This is a genomic window from Pseudomonas sp. LAMO17WK12:I10 (assembly GCF_900215185.1).
GTDB lineage: Bacteria > Pseudomonadota > Gammaproteobacteria > Pseudomonadales > Pseudomonadaceae > Aquipseudomonas > Aquipseudomonas chlororaphis.
Genome location: NZ_OBDX01000010.1, coordinates 127,226 through 148,908, shown reverse-complemented (window position 1 = coordinate 148,908; position 21,683 = coordinate 127,226). Strand labels below are relative to the sequence as shown.

General features: G+C 63.6%; 18 protein-coding genes. 11 read left to right on the top strand and 7 right to left on the bottom strand.

Annotated elements, in window-relative coordinates:
• Window position 1 precedes the first annotated feature (1 nt).
• Together garD and CRO75_RS13785 are read left to right on the top strand one after the other, a co-directional pair.
• Window positions 2-1,555: a galactarate dehydratase gene (gene garD, locus CRO75_RS13790; RefSeq protein WP_097135973.1), complete on the top strand. Its 1,554-nt coding sequence runs from the start codon at window positions 2-4 to the stop codon at window positions 1,553-1,555.
• A 426-nt stretch (window positions 1,556-1,981) separates the two neighbouring features.
• Window positions 1,982-2,923, top strand: a complete 942-nt coding sequence (locus tag CRO75_RS13785; protein ID WP_007929928.1) for an AEC family transporter — start codon at window positions 1,982-1,984, stop codon at window positions 2,921-2,923.
• Window positions 2,924-3,013: 90 nt separating this feature from the next.
• On the opposite strand, the gene CRO75_RS13780 is transcribed toward CRO75_RS13785, so the two are convergent.
• The 6 genes from CRO75_RS13780 to gatC form a co-directional block, all read right to left on the bottom strand.
• Window positions 3,014-3,394, bottom strand: a complete 381-nt coding sequence (locus CRO75_RS13780; protein WP_085529833.1) for a carboxymuconolactone decarboxylase family protein — start codon at window positions 3,392-3,394, stop codon at window positions 3,014-3,016.
• Window positions 3,391-4,464, bottom strand: coding sequence for a calcium/sodium antiporter (locus tag CRO75_RS13775; RefSeq protein ID WP_256596211.1), 1,074 nt, complete (start codon window positions 4,462-4,464; stop codon window positions 3,391-3,393). Before CRO75_RS13775 ends, CRO75_RS13780 begins: the two co-directional genes overlap by 4 nt.
• Before the next feature lie 41 nt (window positions 4,465-4,505).
• Entirely contained in the window at window positions 4,506-4,877 is a 372-nt protein-coding gene (locus CRO75_RS13770; RefSeq protein WP_009046986.1) for a septal ring lytic transglycosylase RlpA family protein, read from the bottom strand.
• Window positions 4,878-5,010: 133 nt separating this feature from the next.
• Entirely contained in the window at window positions 5,011-6,456 is a 1,446-nt protein-coding gene (gene gatB / locus CRO75_RS13765) for an Asp-tRNA(Asn)/Glu-tRNA(Gln) amidotransferase subunit GatB (protein WP_009042179.1), read from the bottom strand.
• Between the two features lie 10 nt (window positions 6,457-6,466).
• Complete coding sequence (gene gatA / locus CRO75_RS13760; RefSeq protein WP_097135969.1) at window positions 6,467-7,918, bottom strand: Asp-tRNA(Asn)/Glu-tRNA(Gln) amidotransferase subunit GatA; 1,452 nt, start codon at window positions 7,916-7,918, stop codon at window positions 6,467-6,469.
• 16 nt (window positions 7,919-7,934) lie between these two features.
• Entirely contained in the window at window positions 7,935-8,222 is a 288-nt protein-coding gene (gatC, locus tag CRO75_RS13755) for an Asp-tRNA(Asn)/Glu-tRNA(Gln) amidotransferase subunit GatC (RefSeq protein ID WP_009042181.1), read from the bottom strand.
• Window positions 8,223-8,432: 210 nt separating this feature from the next.
• On the opposite strand from gatC, the gene mreB reads away from it, so the two are divergent.
• From mreB to tldD, 8 genes are all read left to right on the top strand, one after another.
• Entirely contained in the window at window positions 8,433-9,470 is a 1,038-nt protein-coding gene (gene mreB / locus CRO75_RS13750; protein ID WP_002555108.1) for a rod shape-determining protein MreB, read from the top strand.
• Window positions 9,471-9,611: 141 nt separating this feature from the next.
• Complete coding sequence (gene mreC, locus CRO75_RS13745; RefSeq protein ID WP_097135966.1) at window positions 9,612-10,721, top strand: rod shape-determining protein MreC; 1,110 nt, start codon at window positions 9,612-9,614, stop codon at window positions 10,719-10,721.
• Window positions 10,721-11,197 (top strand): rod shape-determining protein MreD, encoded by a 477-nt coding sequence (gene mreD / locus CRO75_RS13740; protein WP_097135964.1) that lies wholly within the window; start codon window positions 10,721-10,723, stop codon window positions 11,195-11,197. Before mreC ends, mreD begins: the two co-directional genes overlap by 1 nt.
• Before the next feature lie 43 nt (window positions 11,198-11,240).
• A complete protein-coding gene (locus CRO75_RS13735; protein ID WP_097135962.1) occupies window positions 11,241-11,840 on the top strand; it encodes a Maf family protein in 600 nt (199 codons plus the stop codon).
• Window positions 11,841-11,897: 57 nt separating this feature from the next.
• Window positions 11,898-13,355 (top strand): ribonuclease G, encoded by a 1,458-nt coding sequence (gene rng / locus CRO75_RS13730; protein ID WP_007929907.1) that lies wholly within the window; start codon window positions 11,898-11,900, stop codon window positions 13,353-13,355.
• Between the two features lie 75 nt (window positions 13,356-13,430).
• A complete protein-coding gene (locus CRO75_RS13725; RefSeq protein WP_097135960.1) occupies window positions 13,431-17,234 on the top strand; it encodes a YhdP family protein in 3,804 nt (1,267 codons plus the stop codon).
• 58 nt (window positions 17,235-17,292) lie between these two features.
• Window positions 17,293-18,132, top strand: a complete 840-nt coding sequence (locus CRO75_RS13720; protein WP_097135957.1) for a carbon-nitrogen hydrolase family protein — start codon at window positions 17,293-17,295, stop codon at window positions 18,130-18,132.
• Window positions 18,133-18,159: 27 nt separating this feature from the next.
• The gene (gene tldD, locus CRO75_RS13715; protein ID WP_007929903.1) at window positions 18,160-19,602 is read left to right on the top strand and encodes a metalloprotease TldD; all 1,443 of its coding nucleotides are present in this window, start codon (window positions 18,160-18,162) and stop codon (window positions 19,600-19,602) included.
• A 48-nt stretch (window positions 19,603-19,650) separates the two neighbouring features.
• Here the strand turns inward: tldD and yjgA are convergent, their stop codons facing one another.
• Entirely contained in the window at window positions 19,651-20,172 is a 522-nt protein-coding gene (gene yjgA / locus CRO75_RS13710) for a ribosome biogenesis factor YjgA (protein ID WP_025806420.1), read from the bottom strand.
• A 108-nt stretch (window positions 20,173-20,280) separates the two neighbouring features.
• Between yjgA and pmbA the strand changes: the two genes are divergently transcribed.
• On the top strand, window positions 20,281-21,627 hold the full coding sequence (gene pmbA / locus CRO75_RS13705; RefSeq protein WP_007929896.1) for a metalloprotease PmbA: 1,347 nt from the start codon (window positions 20,281-20,283) through the stop codon (window positions 21,625-21,627).
• The last annotated feature ends 56 nt before the right edge of the window (window positions 21,628-21,683 follow it).

Genomic DNA, 21,683 nt, shown 5'->3' with positions numbered 1-21,683 from the left:
CATGCAGTTGATTGAACATTCCGATTCGCCGCGCTATATCCGCCTGCACGAGCGGGACAACGTGGTGGTTGTGGTCAATGACCAGGGCGTACCGGCAGGCACGGCGTTCGCCGACGGCCTGGTGACCCTGGACTTCGTCCCCCAGAGCCATAAGGTGGCGCTGGAGGATATCGCCGAAGGTGGCCCGGTGATCCGCTACGGCCAGACCATCGGTTATGCCTTGCAGCCGATCCTGCGCGGCAGCTGGGTCAGGGAAGAGCAGTTGCGCATGCCCAGTGCGCCGCCGCTGGACAGCCTGCCGCTGTCCACCGAAGTGCCGGCGGCCCAGGCGCCCCTGGACGGCTTTACCTTCGAGGGTTATCGCAATGCCGACGGCACGGTCGGCACGCGCAACATTCTGGGGATCACCACCACCGTGCAATGCGTGGCCGGGGTGCTCGATCATGCGGTCAAGCGCATCAAGGACGAACTGCTGCCCAGATATCCCCATGTCGACGATGTGGTGGCGCTGACCCACAGCTATGGTTGCGGCGTGGCGATCACCGCCACCGATGCCTATATCCCGATCCGCACCGTGCGCAACCTGGCGCGTAACCCGAACCTGGGGGGGGAAGCCCTGGTGATCAGCCTGGGCTGCGAGAAGTTGCAGGCCGGGCAGGTGATGCACGAAGGCGACAGCTCGGTGGACCTCAGCGAGCCCTGGCTGTACCGCCTGCAGGACTCCAGCCACGGTTTTACCGAGATGATCGAGCAGATCATGCAGCTGGCCGAAGTGCGTTTGCAGAAGCTCGATCAGCGGCGCCGGGAAACCGTGCCGGCCTCGGAGCTGGTCCTTGGTATGCAATGTGGTGGCAGTGATGCCTTTTCCGGGATCACCGCCAACCCGGCCCTGGGCTATGCCTCGGACCTGTTGCTGCGGGCCGGCGCCACGGTGATGTTTTCCGAAGTCACCGAGGTGCGCGATGCCATCTATCTGCTGACCTCCCGCGCCGAATCCACAGAAGTGGCCCGGGAGCTGGTGCGCGAGATGGACTGGTACGACCGCTATCTGGTCAAAGGCGAGGCCGACCGCAGCGCCAATACCACACCGGGCAACAAAAAGGGCGGGTTGTCGAACATCGTCGAGAAGTCCCTGGGCTCCATCGTCAAGTCCGGCAGCAGCGCGATCAATGGCGTGCTGGGGCCGGGCGAGCGTTCTACCCGCAAAGGCCTGATCTTCTGCGCGACGCCGGCCAGCGACTTTGTCTGCGGCACCTTGCAACTGGCGGCGGGGATGAACCTGCATGTGTTCACCACCGGGCGTGGCACGCCTTACGGCCTGGCGATGGCGCCGGTGGTCAAGGTCTCGACCCGCTCCGAACTGGCCCAGCGCTGGCCGGACCTGATCGACATCGACGCCGGGCGCATCGCCACCGGGCGGGCGAGTATCGAAGAGCTGGGCTGGGAGCTGTTCCACTTCTACCTGGACGTGGCCAGTGGCAAGCGGCAGACCTGGGCCGAACGGCACAAGCTGCACAACGACATCACCTTGTTCAATCCGGCGCCGATTACCTGAGCCGTAATGGTTGCTGCAGGAGGCGATATCCAGCGTGGCTGAGTACGCCAGCGCCCCTTCGGGTCGATCGCAGCCTGCGGCAGCGGCTACAGGGTTTGTGCTGGGCTCGGTTGAATGGCAGGTCGCAATCCGGGTAGCCGCTGCCGCAGGCTGCGATCGACCGCGGAGCGGGCGTGGCTTTTGAAATCGCTGGAGGTCCTGCGGACCTATCGCAGCCTTCGGCAGCGGCTACAGGGTTGTGCTGGGCGTGGGTGGATGGTGGTGCTGTGCAGGCTGCGATCGACCGTAGCGCGGGCGTGGCGTTTGATAGCCTCGAACGCCTGCGGCCCGATGGATCAGCTTGCGGTCCGGGCAAATCCATCGGGCTTAAGCGCGCGGGCTGGCTTATCATTAGCCGCCTAACGACAGGCTCAAGGTTGACCCGGCATGCTGGCCATTTTTCTCGAAACGCTGAATATCACCGCGCCGGTATTCGCCATGTTGTTTCTCGGTGTGCTGCTCAAGCGCATCGGCTGGATCAACGACGGTTTTATCCACACAGCGTCGGCCCTGGTGTTCAACGTCACCATGCCGGCGCTGCTGTTTCTCGGGATTCTCCACGCCGACCTGCATTCGGCGCTCAAGCCCGGGCTGCTGATCTATTTCGCCGTGGCCACCCTGGCCAGCTTTGCCTTCGCCTGGGGCTGGGCGATCTGGCGCTGCCCGCGGGAAGACCGGGGTATCTACACCCAGGGCGCCTTTCGCGGCAACAACGGGGTCATCGGCCTGGCGCTCGCGGCCAGCATGTATGGCGACTACGGGATCTCCCTCGGGGCGATTCTCGCGGCGCTGGTGATCCTGTTCTACAACACCCTGTCGACCATCGTCCTGGCGGTGTACAGCCCGGTGATCAAGTCCGATCCGTGGAGCATCTGCAAAAGCGTGGTCAGCAACCCGTTGATCATCAGCGTCCTGGCGGCAGCGCCTTTCGCCGTGTTTCAGATCGGCCTGCCGACCTGGCTGGAGACGTCTGGTCAGTACCTGGCGCAGATGACCCTGCCGCTGGCCTTGATCTGCATCGGCGGCACCTTGTCCCTGGCGGCGCTGCGCGAGAGCGGCGACCTGGCCTTGAGTTCGAGCCTGGTGAAAATGGTCGGCCTGCCGATCCTCGCCACCCTGGGGGCCTGGCTCTGCGGATTCCGCGGGGCGGAACTGGGGATTCTGTTCCTGTATTTCGGCAGCCCGACCGCGGCGGCGAGTTTTGTCATGGCCCGGGCGGCCAATGGCAATCATGAGCTGGCGGCGGCAATCATCGTCATCACCACGCTGATGGCGGCGGTGACCACCAATATCGGGATCTTTCTGCTGCAGTGGGGCGGGTGGATCTAGTGCTCTTGTAGGAGCGGCCGGTCGATGCTCGATTGCCCGCAATAGCGGTGTGTCAGGCAGGTCGCTATCGCGGGCAAACCTCGCTACAGATCACTCGGGCTTCTGGTAAGTGTCGATCACTTCCTGGGCGGCGCGGAACGCGTCGATCGCCGCCGGTACGCCGGCATACACCGCGCAATGCAGCAGCGCCTCGCGAATCTCTTCCACTGTGCAGCCGTTATTCAGGGCGCCGCGGACATGGCCTTTGAGCTCCTGCGGGCACTTGAGCGCGGTCAGGGCGGCGAGGGTGATCAGGCTGCGGGTTTTCAGCGGCAGGCCTTCGCGGTTCCAGACACTGCCCCAGGCGTGTTCGTTGACGAAGTCCTGCAACGGCTGGCTGAACTCGGTGGCATTGCCCAGGGCGCGATCGACGAAGGCATCGCCCATCACCTGGCGGCGCATCTGTACGCCCTGCTTTTTATTCTCGGTCATTGCGCTTCCCCTTTTTTATGTTGGCGGCGCCAGGCCCGCAGCGAACTGAACAGCAGGAACGCCACCAGCACTGGCAGGACGAAAAACAGCATCAGGTCTTCCAGCTTGCCGGCCAGCGGCATGCCGGTGGTGAAGGACACCACGTGCAGCCCATAGGCCAGGTACAGGCCGAGAAACAGCAGGCCTTCGGCGCGGGTGACCCGATAACCCGAATAGAACACCGGCAGGCACAGCACCGCGACACCGAGCATTACCGGCAGGTCGAAGTCCACGGCATTGGGCGATACCGACAAGGGCGTCGGCGCCACCAGGGCGGTGAAACCCAGGACCCCCAGCAGATTGAACAGGTTGCTGCCGATGACGTTGCCCACGGCAATGTCGCGCTGGCCACGCAAGGCGGCGATCAGCGAGGTGGCCAGGGCCGGCAGGGAGGTGCCGACGGCGACTATGGTCAGGCCGATGATGCGCTCGGACAGCCCGAGGTCGGTGGCGACTTCCACCGCCGCCTCAACCAGCAGATGGCCGGCGAACACCAGCAGGAGCAGGCCGCCGATCATCCACAGCAGGCTGCTCAGCCAGTGCGCGCGGGGGGCGTCGGAACCTTGCTGGGACTGTGGGCGCGCCGAGTGCCGCGACTGGCGCAGCAGCAACCCCAGGTAGAGGATCAGGGTCGCCAGCAGGATCAGGCCGTCGAGGGGCGTCAGTTCTTCGTTGTAGGCCAGGGTGAACACCAGCAGGCTGGCGAGGATCATCAACGGGATATCCAGCCGCACCAGCTGGCGCGATACCCGCAGCGGAATGATCAGGGCGGACAGGCCGAGGGTTACCAGGATGTTGAAGATGCCGCTGCCGATCACGCTGCCGACGGCGATGTCGGTGTTTTCCGCCAGGGTGGCTTGCAGGCTGACGGCCATCTGCGGGGCGCTGCTGCCGAAGGCGACGATGCTCAGGCCGATGATCAGCGCTCGTACGCGCAGGCGGGCGGCGAGGCGGACCGCGCCGCGTACCAGCAATTCGGCGCCGGCGACCAGCAGGACCAGGCCGCTGAACAATTGAAGGACGCTGAGCAGCGGTAAATCGGTTAATCCGAAAATGATCAGGGCTCCGTGGGTCAGTCGCTGATGGCTTGCACACGCACCTTGGCGGTGCCGCTTCTGATCATACCCAACTGTTGCGCGGCGGCACGCGACAAATCGATCAGGCGGCCACGGGTATGCGGGCCGCGGTCGTTGATCCGGACCACGACGCTCTTGTCGTTATTGAGGTTGGTGACTTTGACGCGGGTGCCGAACGGCAGCTCGCGGTGCGCGGCGGTCATGCCGTGCTGGTTGAAGGGCTCGCCGCTGGCGGTGCGTTTGCCATGGTGCTTGGCGCCGTAATAGGAGGCGACGCCGGTCTTGTCGTAACCCCGCGGATCGATGACATGGCTGGCGCAGCCGGCCAGAAGAAAGAGCAGCGAACAGGCAGCCAGTAGCGACTTCATAAAAGGGAGCCCTAAATGCAGAGACAGGAGCGGACTTGCTGGCGATAGCGTTGTGTCTGAGACAACGTATTGCCAGCAAGTTCGCTCCTGCACAGGGCGGTGCACTATCGAATGCCCGCCATCCACGCCGCCATCAGCCTTCGAGTTTGCTTTTCAGCAATTCGTTCACTTGCTGCGGGTTGGCCTTGCCTTTGGAAGCCTTCATCGCCTGGCCGACGAAGAAGCCGAACATCTTGCCGCGCTTGGCTTCATCGGCGGCGCGATACTGTTCGACCTGCTCGGCGTTGGCCGCCAGCATTTCGTCCAGCACGGCGGAGATGGCGCCGGTGTCGGTGACCTGCTTGAGGCCGCGCTTGTCGATGATTTCGTCGGCGTTGCCTTCGCCATTGGCCATGGCTTCGAACACGGTCTTGGCGATCTTGCCGGAGATGGTGTTGTCCTTGATGCGCAGCAGCATGCCGCCCAGTTGCTCGGCCGAGACCGGCGCCTCGTCGATTTCCAGGCCCTGCTTGTTCAGCAGGCTGCCCAACTCGACCATGACCCAGTTGGCGGCGAGCTTGGCATCACCGGCGATGCTCGCGACTTTCTCGAAGTAGTCCGCCTGTTCGCGGCTCGAGGCCAGCACGCTGGCATCGTAGACCGACAGGCCGAACTGTTCCTGGAAGCGCTCGCGTTTCTGCGGTGGCAGCTCGGGCAGGGTGGCGCGTACCTGGTCGAGGAACGAGTCCTCGATGACCACCGGCAGCAGGTCCGGGTCGGGGAAGTAACGGTAGTCGTTGGCTTCTTCCTTGCTGCGCATCGGACGGGTCTCGTCCTTGTTCGGGTCGTACAGGCGGGTCTGCTGGATGACCTTGCCGCCGTCCTCGATCAGTTCGATCTGACGCTGGACTTCCGAGTTGATGGCTTTCTCGATGAAGCGGAACGAGTTGACGTTCTTGATCTCGCAGCGAGTGCCGAACTCGGCCTGGCCTTTGGGGCGTACCGAGACGTTGCAGTCGCAACGCAGGGAGCCTTCGGCCATGTTGCCGTCGCAGATCCCCAGGTAGCGCACCAGGGCGTGGATCGACTTGACGTAGGCCACGGCTTCCTTGGCGCTGCGCATGTCCGGCTCGGAAACGATTTCCAGCAGCGGGGTGCCGGCGCGGTTCAGGTCGATGCCGCTGGCGCCGTTGAACTCTTCGTGCAGGCTCTTGCCGGCGTCTTCTTCCAGGTGCGCGCGGGTGATGCCGACGCGTTTGACCGTGCCATCTTCCAGCGGGATGTCCAGGTGGCCCTTGCCGACGATCGGCAGCTCCATCTGGCTGATTTGGTAGCCCTTGGGCAGGTCGGGATAGAAGTAGTTCTTGCGGGCGAACACGTTGTGCTGGCCGATCTCGGCGTCGATGGCCAGGCCGAACATGACCGCCATGCGCACTGCTTCCTGGTTCAGTACTGGCAGTACGCCAGGCATGCCCAGGTCCACCAGGCTGGCCTGGGTGTTGGGCTCGGCACCGAAGGCGGTGGAGCTACCGGAGAAAATCTTCGATTTGGTGGTGAGCTGGGTGTGAATCTCCAGCCCGATCACGACTTCCCATTGCATGTGTTTCTCCTCAGAAGCCGGTTGGTGTGCGGGTGTGCCAGTCAGTGTTCAACTGATACTGGTGGGCAACGTTCAACAGACGGCCTTCCTGGAAATACGGGGCGAGCAGCTGCACGCCGACCGGCAAGCCATCGACAAAGCCGGCGGGCATGGACAAGCCCGGCAGACCCGCGAGGTTGGCGGTGATGGTGTAAACGTCTTCCAGATACGCAGCGACCGGGTCGCTGCTCTTGTCGCCGATTTTCCAGGCCGGGTTCGGCGTGGTCGGGCCAAGGATAATGTCGACTTCATTAAAGGCAGCCATGAAGTCGTTCTTGATCAGGCGACGGATCTTCTGCGCCTTCAGGTAGTAGGCGTCGTAGTAACCGGCCGACAGGGCATAGGCACCGACCATGATCCGGCGCTGCACTTCGCTGCCGAAACCTTCGCCACGGGAGCGCTTGTACAGGTCTTCCAGGTTTGCCGGATTCTCGCAGCGGTAGCCGAAGCGCACGCCGTCGAAACGCGACAGGTTGGAGGAGGCTTCCGCCGGCGCGATCACGTAGTACGCCGGGATGGCGTGCTGCATGTTCGGCAGGCTGATTTCCTTGATCACGGCGCCGAGCTTTTCCAGCGCCTTGACGCTGTTGTGGATCAGCTCGGCGATGCGCGGGTCGAGGCCGGCGCTGAAGTATTCCTTGGGTACGCCGACGCGCAGGCCCTGCAGCGAGCCGTCGAGGCTGGCGCTGTAGTCCGGCACCGGTTCGTCGATGCTGGTGGAGTCCTGCGGGTCGAAGCCGGCCATGCCTTGCAGCAGGATCGCGCAGTCCTCGGCGGTGCGCGCCAGCGGGCCACCCTGATCGAGGCTGGAGGCGTAGGCAATCATGCCCCAGCGCGAGACGCGACCGTAGGTCGGTTTCAGGCCGGTGAGGTTGGTCAATGCAGCCGGCTGGCGGATCGAGCCGCCGGTGTCGGTGCCGGTGGCGGCAGGCAGCAGGCGCGCAGCAACCGCGGCCGCCGAACCGCCGGACGAGCCGCCCGGAACGCGTTCCAGGTTCCACGGGTTTTTCGCCGCGCCGTAATAGCTGGTCTCGTTGCCCGAGCCCATGGCGAATTCGTCCATGTTGGTCTTGCCCAGGGTCACGGTCCCGGCGGCGGCCAGCTTGGCGACCACGGTGGCGTCGTAGGGTGCCTTGAAATTGTCGAGCATCTTCGAGCCGCAGCTGGTGCGGATGCCCTGGGTGCAGAACAGGTCCTTGTGGGCGATCGGCGCGCCGAGCAGGGCGCCGCTCTCACCGTTCGCGCGACGGGCGTCAGCGGCCTTGGCCTGCTGCAGCGCGAGATCTTCGGTGAGGCTGATGAAGCTGTTGAGCTGCGGGTCGAGCTGGGTGATACGCGCCAGCAGGGTCTTGGTCAGCTCTTCGGAGGAAAACTTCTTGTCGGCGAGTCCGCGGGCGATCTCGGCCAGGGTCATGTGATGCATTGCAGGCTCTTTCCCTTTAGTCGATGACTTTCGGAACCAGGTACAGGCCGTTTTCGACCGCTGGTGCGATGGACTGATAGGCCTCGCGATGATTGGATTCGGTCACAACGTCTGCACGCAGGCGCTGGCTGGCTTCCAGCGGGTGGGCCAGGGGCTCGATACCATCGGTATCGACTGCCTGCATTGCATCCACCAGCCCGAGAATGCTGTTCAGATCGGAGGTGATGTGTGGAAGATCGGCTTCATTGAGGCCAAGGCTGGCCAGATGAGCGATTTTTTCCACGTCGGAGCGTTCAAGCGCCATGGGATTCTCCAGTGGAAAACAGAACGGATCTCGTCCGTGTGTTAGATTGTCGGAACACTACCGCATTTCTACGGTCATAAGGCCGCGATTGTGGGGGTTGGTGCACAGAAAAGCCGCCAATTTAACATATTGGCGCCTTGCCCAAAATCCCTGTCGTTGTTAGAGTTTGCCGCACTTTTTTACCCACGCGTTGCCTAGGGTCCCTTTCCCATGTTCAAGAAACTGCGTGGCATGTTTTCCAGCGATCTTTCCATTGACCTGGGCACTGCCAACACCCTTATTTACGTGCGCGAGCGCGGTATTGTCCTGAATGAACCATCGGTTGTGGCCATTCGGACCCACGGTAATCAGAAAAGTGTCGTGGCTGTCGGTACCGAAGCCAAGCGCATGCTTGGTCGTACTCCGGGCAACATCGCTGCCATTCGTCCGATGAAGGACGGCGTGATCGCCGATTTCAGTGTCTGCGAAAAGATGCTGCAATACTTTATCAACAAGGTTCACGAAAACAGTTTTCTGCAGCCCAGCCCTCGTGTGCTGATCTGCGTTCCATGCAAGTCCACCCAGGTCGAGCGTCGTGCCATCCGTGAATCGGCCCTCGGTGCCGGTGCCCGTGAAGTGTTCCTGATCGAAGAGCCGATGGCGGCCGCGATCGGTGCCGGCCTGCCGGTCGAAGAAGCCCGCGGTTCGATGGTCGTGGATATCGGTGGCGGTACCACCGAGATTGCCCTGATCTCCCTGAACGGTGTGGTTTACGCCGAATCCGTACGTGTCGGCGGCGACCGTTTCGACGAAGCGATCATCACCTACGTGCGTCGCAACTACGGCAGTCTGATCGGCGAATCCACCGCCGAGCGCATCAAGCAGGAAATCGGTACTGCCTACCCGGGCGGCGAAGTCCGTGAAGTCGACGTTCGTGGCCGTAACCTGGCCGAAGGCGTGCCACGCGCATTCACCCTGAACTCCAATGAAGTGCTGGAAGCTCTGCAAGAGTCCCTGGCAACTATCGTTCAGGCCGTGAAAAGCGCGCTGGAACAATCGCCTCCGGAACTGGCTTCGGACATCGCCGAGCGCGGTCTGGTGCTGACCGGTGGTGGCGCCCTGCTGCGGGACCTGGACAAGTTGCTGGCCCAGGAAACCGGTCTGCCGGTGATCGTCGCCGAAGACCCGCTGACCTGCGTAGCCCGCGGCGGTGGCCGTGCATTGGAAATGATGGACAAACACACCATGGACCTGCTCTCCAGCGAATAATCGCGCCGGGTGCATCCATGTGTTCCGCTCGCAGGCAGCACTTTGCAGTGCTGCCTGTTGGCGTTTATCTTCTGTCATTCTGCTCCAGGCCGGTTTGAAGCCGTATGAATAAAGAGAACATTTGCCTGGGAGGAGCGGCTTATTAAACCGCTTTTCGCCAAAGGCCCCTCATTGGGCGTACGCCTGTTGGTGCTGGTCGTGCTATCGGTCGCGCTGATGGTGGTCGATGCCCGCTTCACACTGCTCAAGCCAGTGCGTAGCCAAATGTCGCTGGTGCTGATGCAGTCCTACTGGATCACCGACCTGCCGCAACGGCTATGGCAGGGTGTGGCCAGCCAGTTTGGCAGCCGCACCGAACTGGTCGCCGAAAACGAAAAACTCAAGACCGAAAACCTGTTGCTCCAGGGCCGCATGCAAAAGCTCGCCGCCTTGACCGAGCAGAACGTTCGCCTGCGCGAGTTGCTCAACTCCTCCGCGCTGGTCAACGAGAAGGTCGAAGTGGCCGAGCTGATCGGCATGGACCCCAACCCCTTCACCCATCGCATCATTATCAACAAGGGTGAGCGCGACGGCGTGGTGCTCGGGCAACCGGTGCTCGATGCTCGTGGCCTGATGGGGCAGGTGGTCGAGCTGATGCCTTATACCTCCCGCGTGCTGCTGCTCACCGACACCACCCACAGCATTCCTGTCCAGGTGAACCGCAACGGTCTGCGGGCGATTGCCAGCGGTACCGGCAACCCGGAACGCCTTGAGCTGCGCCATGTGGCCGACACCGCGGACATCAAGGAAGGCGACCTGCTGGTCAGTTCCGGCCTGGGCCAGCGTTTCCCCGCAGGCTACCCAGTGGCGACGGTCAAGGAAGTGATCCATGACTCCGGCCAGCCGTTTGCCATAGTGCGCGCCGTGCCGACGGCCGCCTTGAACCGCAGCCGTTACCTGTTGCTGGTGTTCAGCGATAACCGCACCGCCGAAGAGCGTGCCAACGACGCCGCCCAGGCTCAGGAAGCGCAGGACCAGCAGGGCGGCACCGTCACGCCGGTGGTTCCGGCGACCGTGCCCAAGCCTGTCGTGCCCGTGACGCCGGCCACCGCGACCGCTCCTGCCGCACCGGCCGCTGCACCCGCGACGCCAGCCGCCACGACGCCGGTCAAGCCCGTGGCCCATCCGGCCCCGGTCAAGCCCGCCGCCACCAGACCCGCCGCGCCTAAGCCGCCTGCAGCGGCCCCGGCCTCCACGGGAGGAAGAGAATAATGTCCCGAAACGGCTGGATGGTCTGGCTGACCTTCGCCATCGGCATGCTGCTCAGCGTGTCGCCTTTGCCGCAATTCATGGAAATCCTGCGCCCGCTCTGGCTGGCCTTGCTGCTGGCGTTCTGGGCCCTGGCCCTGCCGCACAAGGTCGGCATGGTCACGGCCTGGTGCCTGGGGCTGGCCGAGGATGTGCTGTACGGCACATTGCTGGGGCAGAACGCACTGATCCTGACCCTGATCACCTTCCTGGTGCTGTCGTTGCAACAGCGCTTGCGCATGTTCCCGATATGGCAGCAATGCCTGGTGATCCTGGTGATCTTCGGCCTGGCGCAACTGGTCCAGCTGTGGCTCAGCGCCTTGACCGGCAACCGTCAACCGACCCTTGCACTGGTGCTGCCGGCATTGGTCAGTGCCTTGCTCTGGCCTTGGGTCAGCTTCGGTTTGCGCGGGTTGCGCCGACGTTTCAAAATCAACTGATTCGGTCAGGCATTTGCCCGTACCTCGACAGGGAGATGTCTTGATGAAATCGCTTTACCTCGCTTCAGGCTCGCCGCGTCGACGGGAACTGCTCACGCAGATCGGCGTGCCTTTTACCGCCATCAGCGCGGATATCGATGAAACCCCTCTCCCCGATGAAAACCCAGCGGCCTATGTCGAGCGCCTGGCGCGCGACAAGGCGGCGGCCGGGTACGCGCTGATCGCCGATGGCCAGTCTGCGGCCTGTGTCCTGGGCGCCGACACCGCGGTGGTCCTGGAGGGGCGGATCCTGGGCAAACCCCTGGACCAGGCCGATGCGCAGTCGATGCTCATGGCCCTGTCGGATCGCGAACATGAAGTGCTGACCGCCATTGCCGTGCTCGATGGCCAGCGCTGCGAGTCGCGGGTGGTCCGCAGCCTGGTGCGCTTCCGGGCGATCGGCGATGACGAAGCGGCCCGCTACTGGGCCAGCGGCGAGCCCTGCGACAAGGCTGGTGGCTATGGCATCCAGGGACTTGCGGCGGTATTCGTGGCAGGGCTCAATGGCAGTTATTCCGCTGTCGTCGGCCTGCCGGTATGCGAAACCGCAGAATTACTTGGCCATTTCGGCATACCCTGTTGGCAAAACCTTGCAGAGCGCTAAGCGCCGTACCTACCGATGCGGCCATCCATAGTGAATATGCCTGAACGAGACCCTGCCATGAGTGAAGAGATTCTGATCAACATCACGCCGATGGAGTCGCGCGTGGCGGTGGTCGAAAACGGTGTGCTGCAAGAAGTCCATGTCGAGCGGACCCAGCGTCGCGGGATTGTCGGCAATATCTATAAAGGCAAGGTGGTCCGGGTTCTGCCCGGCATGCAGGCGGCGTTCGTCGATATCGGCCTGGATCGCGCGGCATTCATTCATGCCTCGGAAATCTCCCTGCGCGAAGGGCCGGCGGTGGAAAGCATCGGCGCCCTGGTCCATGAGGGGCAGAGCCTGGTGGTGCAGGTGACCAAGGACCCGATCGGCTCCAAGGGCGCGCGCCTGACCACCCAGCTGTCGATCCCTTCGCGCTACCTGGTGTACATGCCGCGCACCGCCCATGTCGGCATCTCGCTGAAGATCGAGGACGAAGCCGAGCGCGAGCGCCTGAAACAGGTGGTCAGCGATTGCGTGGCCCAGGAAGGCATCAAGGAAGCCGGTGGTTTTATCCTGCGTACCGCCGCCGAGGGCGCGGGCGCCGACGAAATCATGATGGACATCCGTTACCTGCGTCGCCTGTGGGACCAGATCGGCGCGCAGATCAAGACCATCGGCGCCCCCAGTGTCATTTACGAAGACCTGGGCCTGGCCCTGCGTACCCTGCGCGACCTGGTCAGCCCGAAGATCGAGAAGATCCGCATCGATTCCCGGGAAACCTTCCAGAAAACCACGCAGTTCGTCGCCGAGCTGATGCCGGAAATTGCCGATCGCCTGGAGCATTATCCGGGCGAGCGGCCGATCTTCGACCTGTATGGCGTCGAAGACGAAATCCAGAAGGCCCTTGAGCGCAAGGTACCGCTCAAGTCCGGCGGTTACCTGGTGGTCGACCCGGCGGAAGCCATGAGCACCATCGACGTCAACACCGGGGCTTTCGTCGGTCACCGCAACCTCGAAGAAACCATCTTCAAGACCAATCTCGAAGCGGCGACCGCCATTGCCCGCCAGCTGCGCCTGCGCAACCTGGGCGGGATCATCATCATCGACTTCATCGACATGGAAGATGAAGAACACCAGCGCCAGGTGCTGCGCACCCTGGAGAAACAGCTGGAGCGCGATCACGCCAAGACCAACATCATCGGCATCACCGAGTTGGGCCTGGTGCAGATGACCCGCAAGCGTACCCGGGAAAGTCTTGAGCAGGTGCTGTGCGAGCCCTGCAGCAGCTGCCAGGGCCGCGGCAAGCTGAAAACCCCGGAAACCATCTGCTACGAAATCTTCCGGGAAATCCTGAGGGAGGCGCGGGCCTATCAGGCCGAAGGTTATCGGGTCCTGGCGAACCAGAAAGTGGTCGACCGGCTGCTCGACGAAGAGTCGGGCAACGTCGCGGAGCTGGAGGCCTTTATCGGCCGGACCATCCGTTTTCAGGTCGAAACCATGTATTCCCAGGAACAATACGACGTGGTGCTGCTCTGAGTCCGCGTACCCTACATTTACCGGATACAGCTGGCCCCGGTTTTCACATGACTCTTGCCACGGGGGCCAACTGACATGGAGCGTCTGATGCGCTTTCTCGCTGCTCTGACCCGCTGGGGGCTGGGGCTTTGTGCGTTACTGCTGGTACTGACGGCCTTGTACGTCAGCCTGGGTCGGGAGCTGACCCCGCTGGTGGCTGAATATCGGGCCGAGGTCCAGGCCAAGGCTCAGGAAGCCTTGGGCATGCCGGTGCAGATCGGTCGGCTGGAAGGCAGCTGGAGCGGTTTCTCGCCCATCCTGCTGGCCCACGATGTGACAGTTGGCGAGGGCGCCAACGCCTTGCGCCTGGATCAGGTGCGGGTGGCGCCCGATCTGCCCGGCAGCGCCCTGGCGCGCCAACTGCGGGTCAAGCACCTTGAATTCAGCGGCCTCAACCTGAGCCTGAAGGAAGGTCCGGATGGGCGCTGGGCGCTCGAAGGCCTGCCGGTGCAGGATAACCAGCCTCTCGACCCCGAGCAGTTGCTCAACCGCATGCAGATGCTCAGTGAGCTGTCGGTGCTCGACAGCCAGGTGACCCTGCAACCGCTCGATCATCCTGCGATTGCCTTGACCTACGTCGGCCTCAATCTGCGTGTTGGCCCCAGCCGTCAACGCCTGGATGCGCGCCTGACCCTGCCGGACGGTCAGCCTCTGGCTGTCAGCTTGCGCACGCGAATCCGCGCCAGCGCCTGGCGCGAAGGGCAGGCCGACGCCTACCTGAGCCTGCCGCAAAGCGACTGGGCGAAATGGCTGCCGCCGCGCGTGACCCAACAGTGGACGTTCTCCGAACTCAAGGCCGGTGGCGAGTTCTGGCTCAGTTGGGGCGATGGCCTGCTGCAAAGCATGGTCGCGCGCCTGAACGCGCCGCAGGTCAGCGGGGCCTATGACGAGCGCAAACCGGTCACCGTGAAGAATCTGGCGCTCAATGCCTATTTCCAGCGCAACGAGCAGGGCCTCAGCGTCGCCTTCGACTCGCTGGCCATGAACATCGGCGAGACGCGCTGGGAGTCCCGCCTGCAGCTGCAACAGACCGGCACCGTCAACAGTGCCGAAGAACTCTGGCACTTGCAGGCCGACCGCCTTGACCTGACGCCGATCACGCCGGTCCTGGATGCCTGGGCGCCGTTGCCGGAAAAGGTCGCGACTGTCATCGACAACCTCAAGGTCACCGGCGCGCTGCGCAACATCCTGTTCGACTTCCGGCCGCAGGTCAGCGGCGATCAGCGCCTGAGTTTTGCCGCCAACCTGGAGCAGGTCGGGTTCAACGCCTATCGCGGCGCGCCGGCGGCCCGTAACGTCAGCGGCAGCATCAGCGGCGACTTGGGGCAGGGCGAGCTGCGCATGGACAGCAAGGACTTTGCCTTGCACCTGGACCCGATCTTCGCCAAGCCCTGGCAGTACCTGCAGGCCAATGCCCGGCTGACCTGGAAGCTCGATCAGCAGGGGTTCACCCTGATCGCGCCGTACCTCAAGGTCCTGGGCGAGGAGGGCAAGATCGCCGGCGACTTCCTGATCCGCCTGCATTTCGACCACACCCAGGAAGACTATATGGATCTGCGGGTCGGGCTGGTCGATGGCGACGGTCGTTACACCGCCAAGTACCTGCCCAAGGTGCTCAGCCCGGCCCTGGACGAGTGGCTGCGCACGGCAATCCTCAAGGGCGCGGTGGATGAAGGTTTCTTCCAGTACCAGGGTTCGCTGAACCATGGCGCAGCCGACACCGCGCGCAGCATCAGCCTGTTTTTCAAGGTGCACGATGCCGAGCTGGCCTTCCAGCCGGGCTGGCCGCACATCGGCAAGGTCAGCGGCGATGTGTTCATCGAAGACAGCGGTGTGCGCATCCTGGCCAGCCAGGGGCAGTTGCTCGACACCCAGGTGAAGGATGTCTACGTCAATATTCCCCATGTGCCCGCCGGGCAAAGTCCCCACATGTTTATCGACGGCGAGTTCGCCGGTGGCCTGGGCGATGGCTTGAAGATCCTTCAGGAGGCGCCGATCGGCACGGGTCCGACCTTTGCCGGCTGGCAGGGCGATGGCGATCTGCAGGGCAAGCTGAAGCTGGATATCCCGCTGGTCAAGGGCGAAGAGCCGAAGGTGCTGGTGGACTTCAAGACCAACAAGGCACGGCTCAAATTGAGCGAGCCGGAGCTGGAATTGAGCCAGCTCAAGGGCGATTTCCGCTTCGACAGCAGCAAAGGGCTGAGCGGCCAGGGCATCAGCGCCCAGGCCTTCGAGCGCCCGGTGACCGCACAGATTTTTGCCGACGGCCGTCCTGGCAAGCTCGATACCCGGGTCGTCGCCAAGGGCCAGGTGTCGGTCAATAAGCTCACGCAATGGCTGAAATACAACCAGCCACTGCCGGTTTCCGGCGATATTCCCTACCAGTTGCAGCTCAACCTCGATGGCGCGGACAGCCAATTGATGGTCAGTTCCAGCCTCAAGGGGGTTGCCGTCGACTTGCCTGCGCCTTTCGGCATGGCGGCCAGCCAGGGGCGTGACAGCGTATTGCGCATGACCTTGCAGGGCGCCGAGCGACGTTACTGGTTCGATTACGGCGATCTGGCCAACTTTACTTTCGCCGCGCCGAGCGGAAACTTTGCCGATGGCCGTGGCGAGCTGTTCCTCGGCGAAGGCGACGCCGTGTTGCCGGGGGGCAAGGGCTTGCGGGTGCGCGGTGTGCTATCGGAACTGGATGTGGAGCCGTGGAAGGCGCTGGTCGATCGGTATGCCGGGCAGGACGCGGGCGGTAGCGCCAAGCAGCTGCTCAGTGGCGCCGACTTCCGGGTCGGCAAGCTCAGCGGTTTCGGCACCACCCTGGACGAGGCCCGCGTGCAGTTGACGCGCAAGCCGTCTTCCTGGGCCCTGCAGCTCGACAGCCAGCAAGCCAAGGGCAACGTGGCGATTCCCGATGCCAAGGCGGCGCCGATGGCGATCAATCTGCAGTATGTGCGCCTGCCGGCCGCCGATCCGACGGTGCAGGCCGACGAAAACGCGCCGGACCCGCTGGCTTCGGTCGACCCGAAGAAAGTCCCGGCGCTGGATCTCTCGATCAATCAGCTGTACCAGGGCAATGACCTGATCGGCGCCTGGTCGCTGAAAGTGCGCCCAACCGCCAAGGGCATGGCTTTCAACAGCCTCGACCTGGGTCTCAAGGGCATGGTCCTGCAAGGCTCCGGCGGCTGGGAGGGCGAACCCGGCGCGGCCACCAGCTGGTACAAGGGCCGCCTGGGCGGCAAGAACCTGGCGGACGTGCTCAAGGGCTGGGGCTTTGCGCCGACCGTGACCAGCGAAGAGTTCCATATGGATGTGGACGGGCGCTGGCCCGGGTCGCCGGCCTGGGTCGGGCTCAAGCGGTTCTCGGGCAGCCTGGATGCGACCCTGCGCAAAGGCCAGTTCGTGGAAGTCGAAGGCGGGGCGCAGGCCTTGCGGGTATTCGGTCTGCTGAACTTCAATTCCATTGGCCGGCGCTTGCGCCTGGACTTCTCCGACCTGTTCGGCAAGGGCCTGAGCTACGACCGGGTCAAGGGTTTGCTGGTGGCCAGCAACGGTGTCTACGTGACCCGTGAGCCCATCACCCTGACCGGGCCGTCGAGCAATCTGGAGCTCAATGGTACCTTGGACCTGGTGGCCGACCAGGTGGATTCGAAGCTGCTGGTGACGCTGCCGGTGACCAACAATCTGCCGATCGCCGCGCTGATCGTCGGTGCGCCGGCGGTCGGCGGGGCGTTGTTCCTGATCGACAAGCTGATCGGCGACCGGGTGTCGCGCTTCGCCAGCGTCCAGTACAGCGTCAAGGGTCCCTGGAAGGACCCGAAAATCACCTTCGACAAACCTTTTTGAAAAACCGCGGCCCGGGCCTATGGAGTAGCATGGCCACATATCCAACCTGGAGTGCGCCATGTCCCTTGCGGTGATTCAAATGGTCAGCCAGAGCGACGTTCTGGCCAATCTACAGCAGGCGCGCCAACTGCTGGAGCGGGCTGCTGCCGGCGGTGCGCGCCTGGCTGTGCTGCCGGAGAACTTCGCCGCCATGGGGCGCCGCGATGCGGCGGCCATCGGTCGGGCCGAGGCCCGGGGCGAAGGCCCGATCCTGCCCTGGTTGAAACAGGCCGCCCGCGACCTCAAGTTATGGATAGTCGCCGGTACCTTGCCGCTGCCTCCGGTGGACCAGCCGGAGACCAAGGCCCGTGCCTGCTCGCTGCTGATCGACGAGCATGGCGAGCAAGTGGCGCGCTACGACAAGCTGCATCTGTTCGACGTGGACGTGGCCGACAATCGCGGCCGTTACCGGGAGTCGGATGACTATGCTCATGGAGAGCAGGTGGTGGTGGCGGATACGCCGGTGGGCCGGGTTGGCCTGACCGTGTGCTACGACCTGCGTTTCCCCGAGCTGTACAGCGAATTGCGAGCCGCCGGGGCGGAGCTGATCAGCGCTCCTTCGGCGTTCACCGCCGTGACCGGCGCGGCGCATTGGGACGTATTGATCCGCGCCCGGGCCATCGAAACCCAGTGCTACCTGCTGGCGGCGGCGCAGGGCGGCATTCATCCGGGACCCCGGGAGACCTTCGGCCATGCGGCCATCGTCGACCCCTGGGGCCGGGTGCTGGCGCAGCAGGATCAAGGCGAGGCCGTGCTGCTGGCCGAGCGCGACAGCAGCGAACAGGCGTCCATCCGGGCGCGCATGCCGGTGGCCAGTCACCGGCGCTTTTTCTCGCAAGGCGCGCAGCGACTTGCTTAAGAACGACGAATTTAAGGCGTAAAGCATATGAGCGGGTTGTTATCTTCAGTCAGTGAACACCTTCTGGCGCCCGGTGGCGTGACGCTGGAAAGCCTGCAGGGCGTGCTCGGCGATCTGGCCGGCCCGGGTATCGATGCCGCCGACCTGTATTTCCAGGGGCAGATTTCCGAGTCCTGGTCGCTGGAGGACGGCATCGTCAAGGAAGGCAGCTTCAATCTGGACCAGGGCGTTGGCGTGCGGGCGCAGTCGGGTGAGAAAACCGGTTTTGCCTACAGCAATGCCATCACCCTTGAAGCGCTCGGCCTGGCTGCCCGGGCCGCGCGCTCGATTTCCCGCGCCGGGCAGAACGGCACCGTGCAGGCCTTTACCACCCAGGATGTGGCCCAGCTGTATGCGCCGGACAACCCCCTGGAAGTCATCAGCCGCGCGGAAAAGGTCGAGCTGCTCAAGCGAGTCGACGCCGCGACCCGTGCTCTGGACCCACGCATCCAGCAGGTCAGCGTCAGCATGGCCGGGGTCTGGGAGCGCATCCTCGTGGCCTCCACCGATGGCGGCCTGGCGGCGGATGTGCGGCCTTTGGTGCGCTTCAACGTCAGCGTGATCGTCGAGCAGAACGGTCGCCGCGAGCGTGGCGGTCATGGCGGCGGTGGGCGTACCGACTACCGTTATTTCCTCAGTGAAGACCGCGCCATGGGCTACGCCCGTGAGGCATTGCGCCAGGCCCTGGTCAACCTGGAAGCCATCCCCGCGCCAGCCGGCACCTTGCCGGTGGTACTGGGTTCGGGCTGGTCCGGCGTGCTGTTGCACGAAGCAGTGGGGCATGGCCTGGAAGGCGATTTCAACCGCAAGGGCAGCTCGGCCTACAGCGGCCGCATGGGCGAAATGGTGGCCTCGAAACTCTGCACCATCGTCGACGACGGCACCCTGGCCGGGCGGCGCGGTTCGCTGAGCATCGACGACGAAGGCACCCCGACCGAATGCACCACCCTGATCGAGAACGGTGTGCTCAAGGGCTACATGCAGGACAAACTCAATGCCCGCCTGATGGGCGTGGCCCGCACCGGCAACGGTCGTCGCGAGTCTTATGCGCACCTGCCGATGCCGCGCATGACCAACACCTACATGCTGGGTGGCGAAAGCGATCCGGCGGAAATCATTGCTTCGGTGAAAAAGGGCATCTATTGCGCCAACCTGGGCGGAGGTCAGGTGGACATCACCAGTGGCAAGTTCGTGTTCTCCACCAGCGAGGCGTATCTGATCGAAGACGGCAAGATCACCGCCCCGGTCAAGGGCGCGACCCTGATCGGCAACGGGCCGGAAGCCATGAGCCGGGTGTCGATGGTCGGTAACGACCTGGCGCTGGACAGTGGCGTTGGGACCTGTGGCAAGGATGGGCAGTCAGTGCCGGTGGGTGTCGGCCAGCCGACCTTGAAGATCGATGCGATCACCGTGGGTGGCACGGGCGCTTAAGAAGTGAAGCGGCGGGTGAGTTGCCGGGCAACCCACCCGAGTCGAGGCTCAGCGCAGGCCGCGTTGAGTCTCGTCCAGCTCGCGGATGTATTTGAAGATTTTACGGCTGGAGGCAGGCGGCTTGTTATGGGCCACCTCATGCTGGGCCTGACGGATCAGGGAGCGCAGCTGCTGACGATCCGCTTCTGGATAGTCGGTGACGAACTTTTCCAGGACCGCGTCATCGCCCGCGATCAAGCGATCGCGCCAGCGCTCCAGGCCATGGAAACGTTCGTTGTACTGGCGAGTCGAGGCGTCGAGCTGGTCCAGCAGCACCAGGATCGCGCTGGTGTCCTGATCGCGCATCAGCTTGCCGATGAATTGCAGGTGGCGTTTGCGCGCGATATGGGCGACATGCTTGGGCGCATCCGCCAGGGCCCGGCGCAGAGCGTCGGTCAACGGCAGTTTGTTCAGCAAGTCGGGCTTGAGTGTTGTAAGGCGCTCGCCGAGGTCAACCAGAGCATGCAGCTCGCGTTTGACCTGGGATTTGCTTTTCTCCCCATCGAGGGAGTCGTCGTAAGAATCAACCATGGTGGCAGTCCGCAAAGAAACGCCGCCATGATAACCAGTCGGGGGCCGCTTGTCCGGCCCGGTCGCTCGAAGGCCTTAACCGAAAGCAGAATTTGAGTGGAGAAAACCATGAGTGCAGCACAAAGCGTCGGCCCGCAGGCTTTGCCGGCACTGCAGGAACAAGTCGAGCAGATCATCGCCGAGGCCAAGCGCCAGGGTGCCAGTGCCTGCGAAGTGGCGGTTTCTCTGGAGCAGGGCCTGTCGACTTCGGTTCGCCAGCGGGAAGTGGAAACCGTCGAGTTCAATCGCGACCAGGGTTTTGGCATCACGCTGTATGTCGGCCAGCGCAAGGGCTCGGCCAGCACCTCGGCCAGTGGCCCCGAGGCCATTCGCGAAACCGTTGCCGCGGCCCTGGCTATCGCCAAGCACACCTCGGAAGACGAAAGCTCTGGGTTGGCCGATGCCGCCCTGATGGCCCGGGACGTGCCGGACTTCGACCTGTTCCACGCCTGGGACATTACCCCGGAGCAAGCCATCGAACAGGCGCTGGCCTGTGAAGCCGCGGCCTTTGCCGCCGACAGCCGGATCAAGAACGCTGACGGCACCACCCTGAGCACCCACCAGGGCTGCCGCGTGTACGGCAACAGCCACGGTTTTATCGGCGGTTATGCTTCGACTCGGCACAGCTTGAGTTGCGTGATGATCGCCGAAGCCGACGGTCAGATGCAGCGTGACTACTGGTATGACGTCAATCGCCAGGGCCATCTGTTGACGGACCCGGTGACTATCGGCCAGCGCGCCGCGCAACGTGCCGCGAGCCGCCTGGGCGCGCGCCCGGTACCGACCTGCGAAGTGCCGGTGCTGTTTTCCGCGGAACTGGCCGGCGGTCTGTTTGGCAGCTTCCTGGGGGCGATTTCCGGCGGCAACCTGTACCGCAAGTCGTCCTTCCTCGAAGGCGCCTTGGGGCAGCGGCTGTTCCCCGAATGGCTGACCATCGATGAGCGTCCGCACTTGATGCGCGCTCTGGGCAGTTCGGCCTTCGATGGCGATGGCCTGGCTACTTACGCCAAGCCTTTCGTCGAGAACGGCGAACTGGTGTCCTACGTGCTGGGGACTTATTCCGGGCGCAAGCTCGGCCTGCCCAGCACCGCCAACGCCGGTGGTGTGCACAACCTGTTCGTCACCCATGGCGAGGAAGACCAGGCGGCCTTGCTGCGTCGCATGGGCCGGGGCCTGCTGGTCACCGAGTTGATGGGCCACGGCTTGAACATGGTCACCGGCGATTATTCCCGAGGCGCGGCCGGTTTCTGGGTCGAAAATGGCGAAATCCAGTTCGCTGTCCAGGAAGTCACCATTGCCGGCAACATGCGTGACATGTTCAAGCAGATCATCGCCGTCGGTAACGATCTGGAGCTGCGCAGCAACATTCGCACCGGTTCGGTATTGATCGAACGCATGACGGTCGCTGGCAGCTAAGCTGCGACGACATCAACCAAAGCGCGCGTCCCGTCCGGGGCGCGCGCTTTTTTATT

Bases quoted from the DNA above. Each gene is read 5' to 3' on its own strand.
- yjgA (WP_025806420.1), bottom strand. From the start codon at position 20,172: ATGGTTGATTCTTACGACGACTCCCTCGATGGGGAGAAAAGCAAATCC.
- mreD (WP_097135964.1), top strand. From the start codon at position 10,721: ATGTCCCGAAACGGCTGGATGGTCTGGCTGACCTTCGCCATCGGCATG.
- gatB (WP_009042179.1), bottom strand. From the start codon at position 6,456: ATGCAATGGGAAGTCGTGATCGGGCTGGAGATTCACACCCAGCTCACC.
- CRO75_RS13780 (WP_085529833.1), bottom strand. From the start codon at position 3,394: ATGACCGAGAATAAAAAGCAGGGCGTACAGATGCGCCGCCAGGTGATG.
- CRO75_RS13735 (WP_097135962.1), top strand. From the start codon at position 11,241: ATGAAATCGCTTTACCTCGCTTCAGGCTCGCCGCGTCGACGGGAACTG.
- CRO75_RS13725 (WP_097135960.1), top strand. From the start codon at position 13,431: ATGGAGCGTCTGATGCGCTTTCTCGCTGCTCTGACCCGCTGGGGGCTG.
- CRO75_RS13785 (WP_007929928.1), top strand. From the start codon at position 1,982: ATGCTGGCCATTTTTCTCGAAACGCTGAATATCACCGCGCCGGTATTC.
- CRO75_RS13770 (WP_009046986.1), bottom strand. From the start codon at position 4,877: ATGAAGTCGCTACTGGCTGCCTGTTCGCTGCTCTTTCTTCTGGCCGGC.
- rng (WP_007929907.1), top strand. From the start codon at position 11,898: ATGAGTGAAGAGATTCTGATCAACATCACGCCGATGGAGTCGCGCGTG.
- mreB (WP_002555108.1), top strand. From the start codon at position 8,433: ATGTTCAAGAAACTGCGTGGCATGTTTTCCAGCGATCTTTCCATTGAC.
- pmbA (WP_007929896.1), top strand. From the start codon at position 20,281: ATGAGTGCAGCACAAAGCGTCGGCCCGCAGGCTTTGCCGGCACTGCAG.
- garD (WP_097135973.1), top strand. From the start codon at position 2: ATGCAGTTGATTGAACATTCCGATTCGCCGCGCTATATCCGCCTGCAC.
- gatA (WP_097135969.1), bottom strand. From the start codon at position 7,918: ATGCATCACATGACCCTGGCCGAGATCGCCCGCGGACTCGCCGACAAG.
- tldD (WP_007929903.1), top strand. From the start codon at position 18,160: ATGAGCGGGTTGTTATCTTCAGTCAGTGAACACCTTCTGGCGCCCGGT.
- CRO75_RS13720 (WP_097135957.1), top strand. From the start codon at position 17,293: ATGTCCCTTGCGGTGATTCAAATGGTCAGCCAGAGCGACGTTCTGGCC.
- gatC (WP_009042181.1), bottom strand. From the start codon at position 8,222: ATGGCGCTTGAACGCTCCGACGTGGAAAAAATCGCTCATCTGGCCAGC.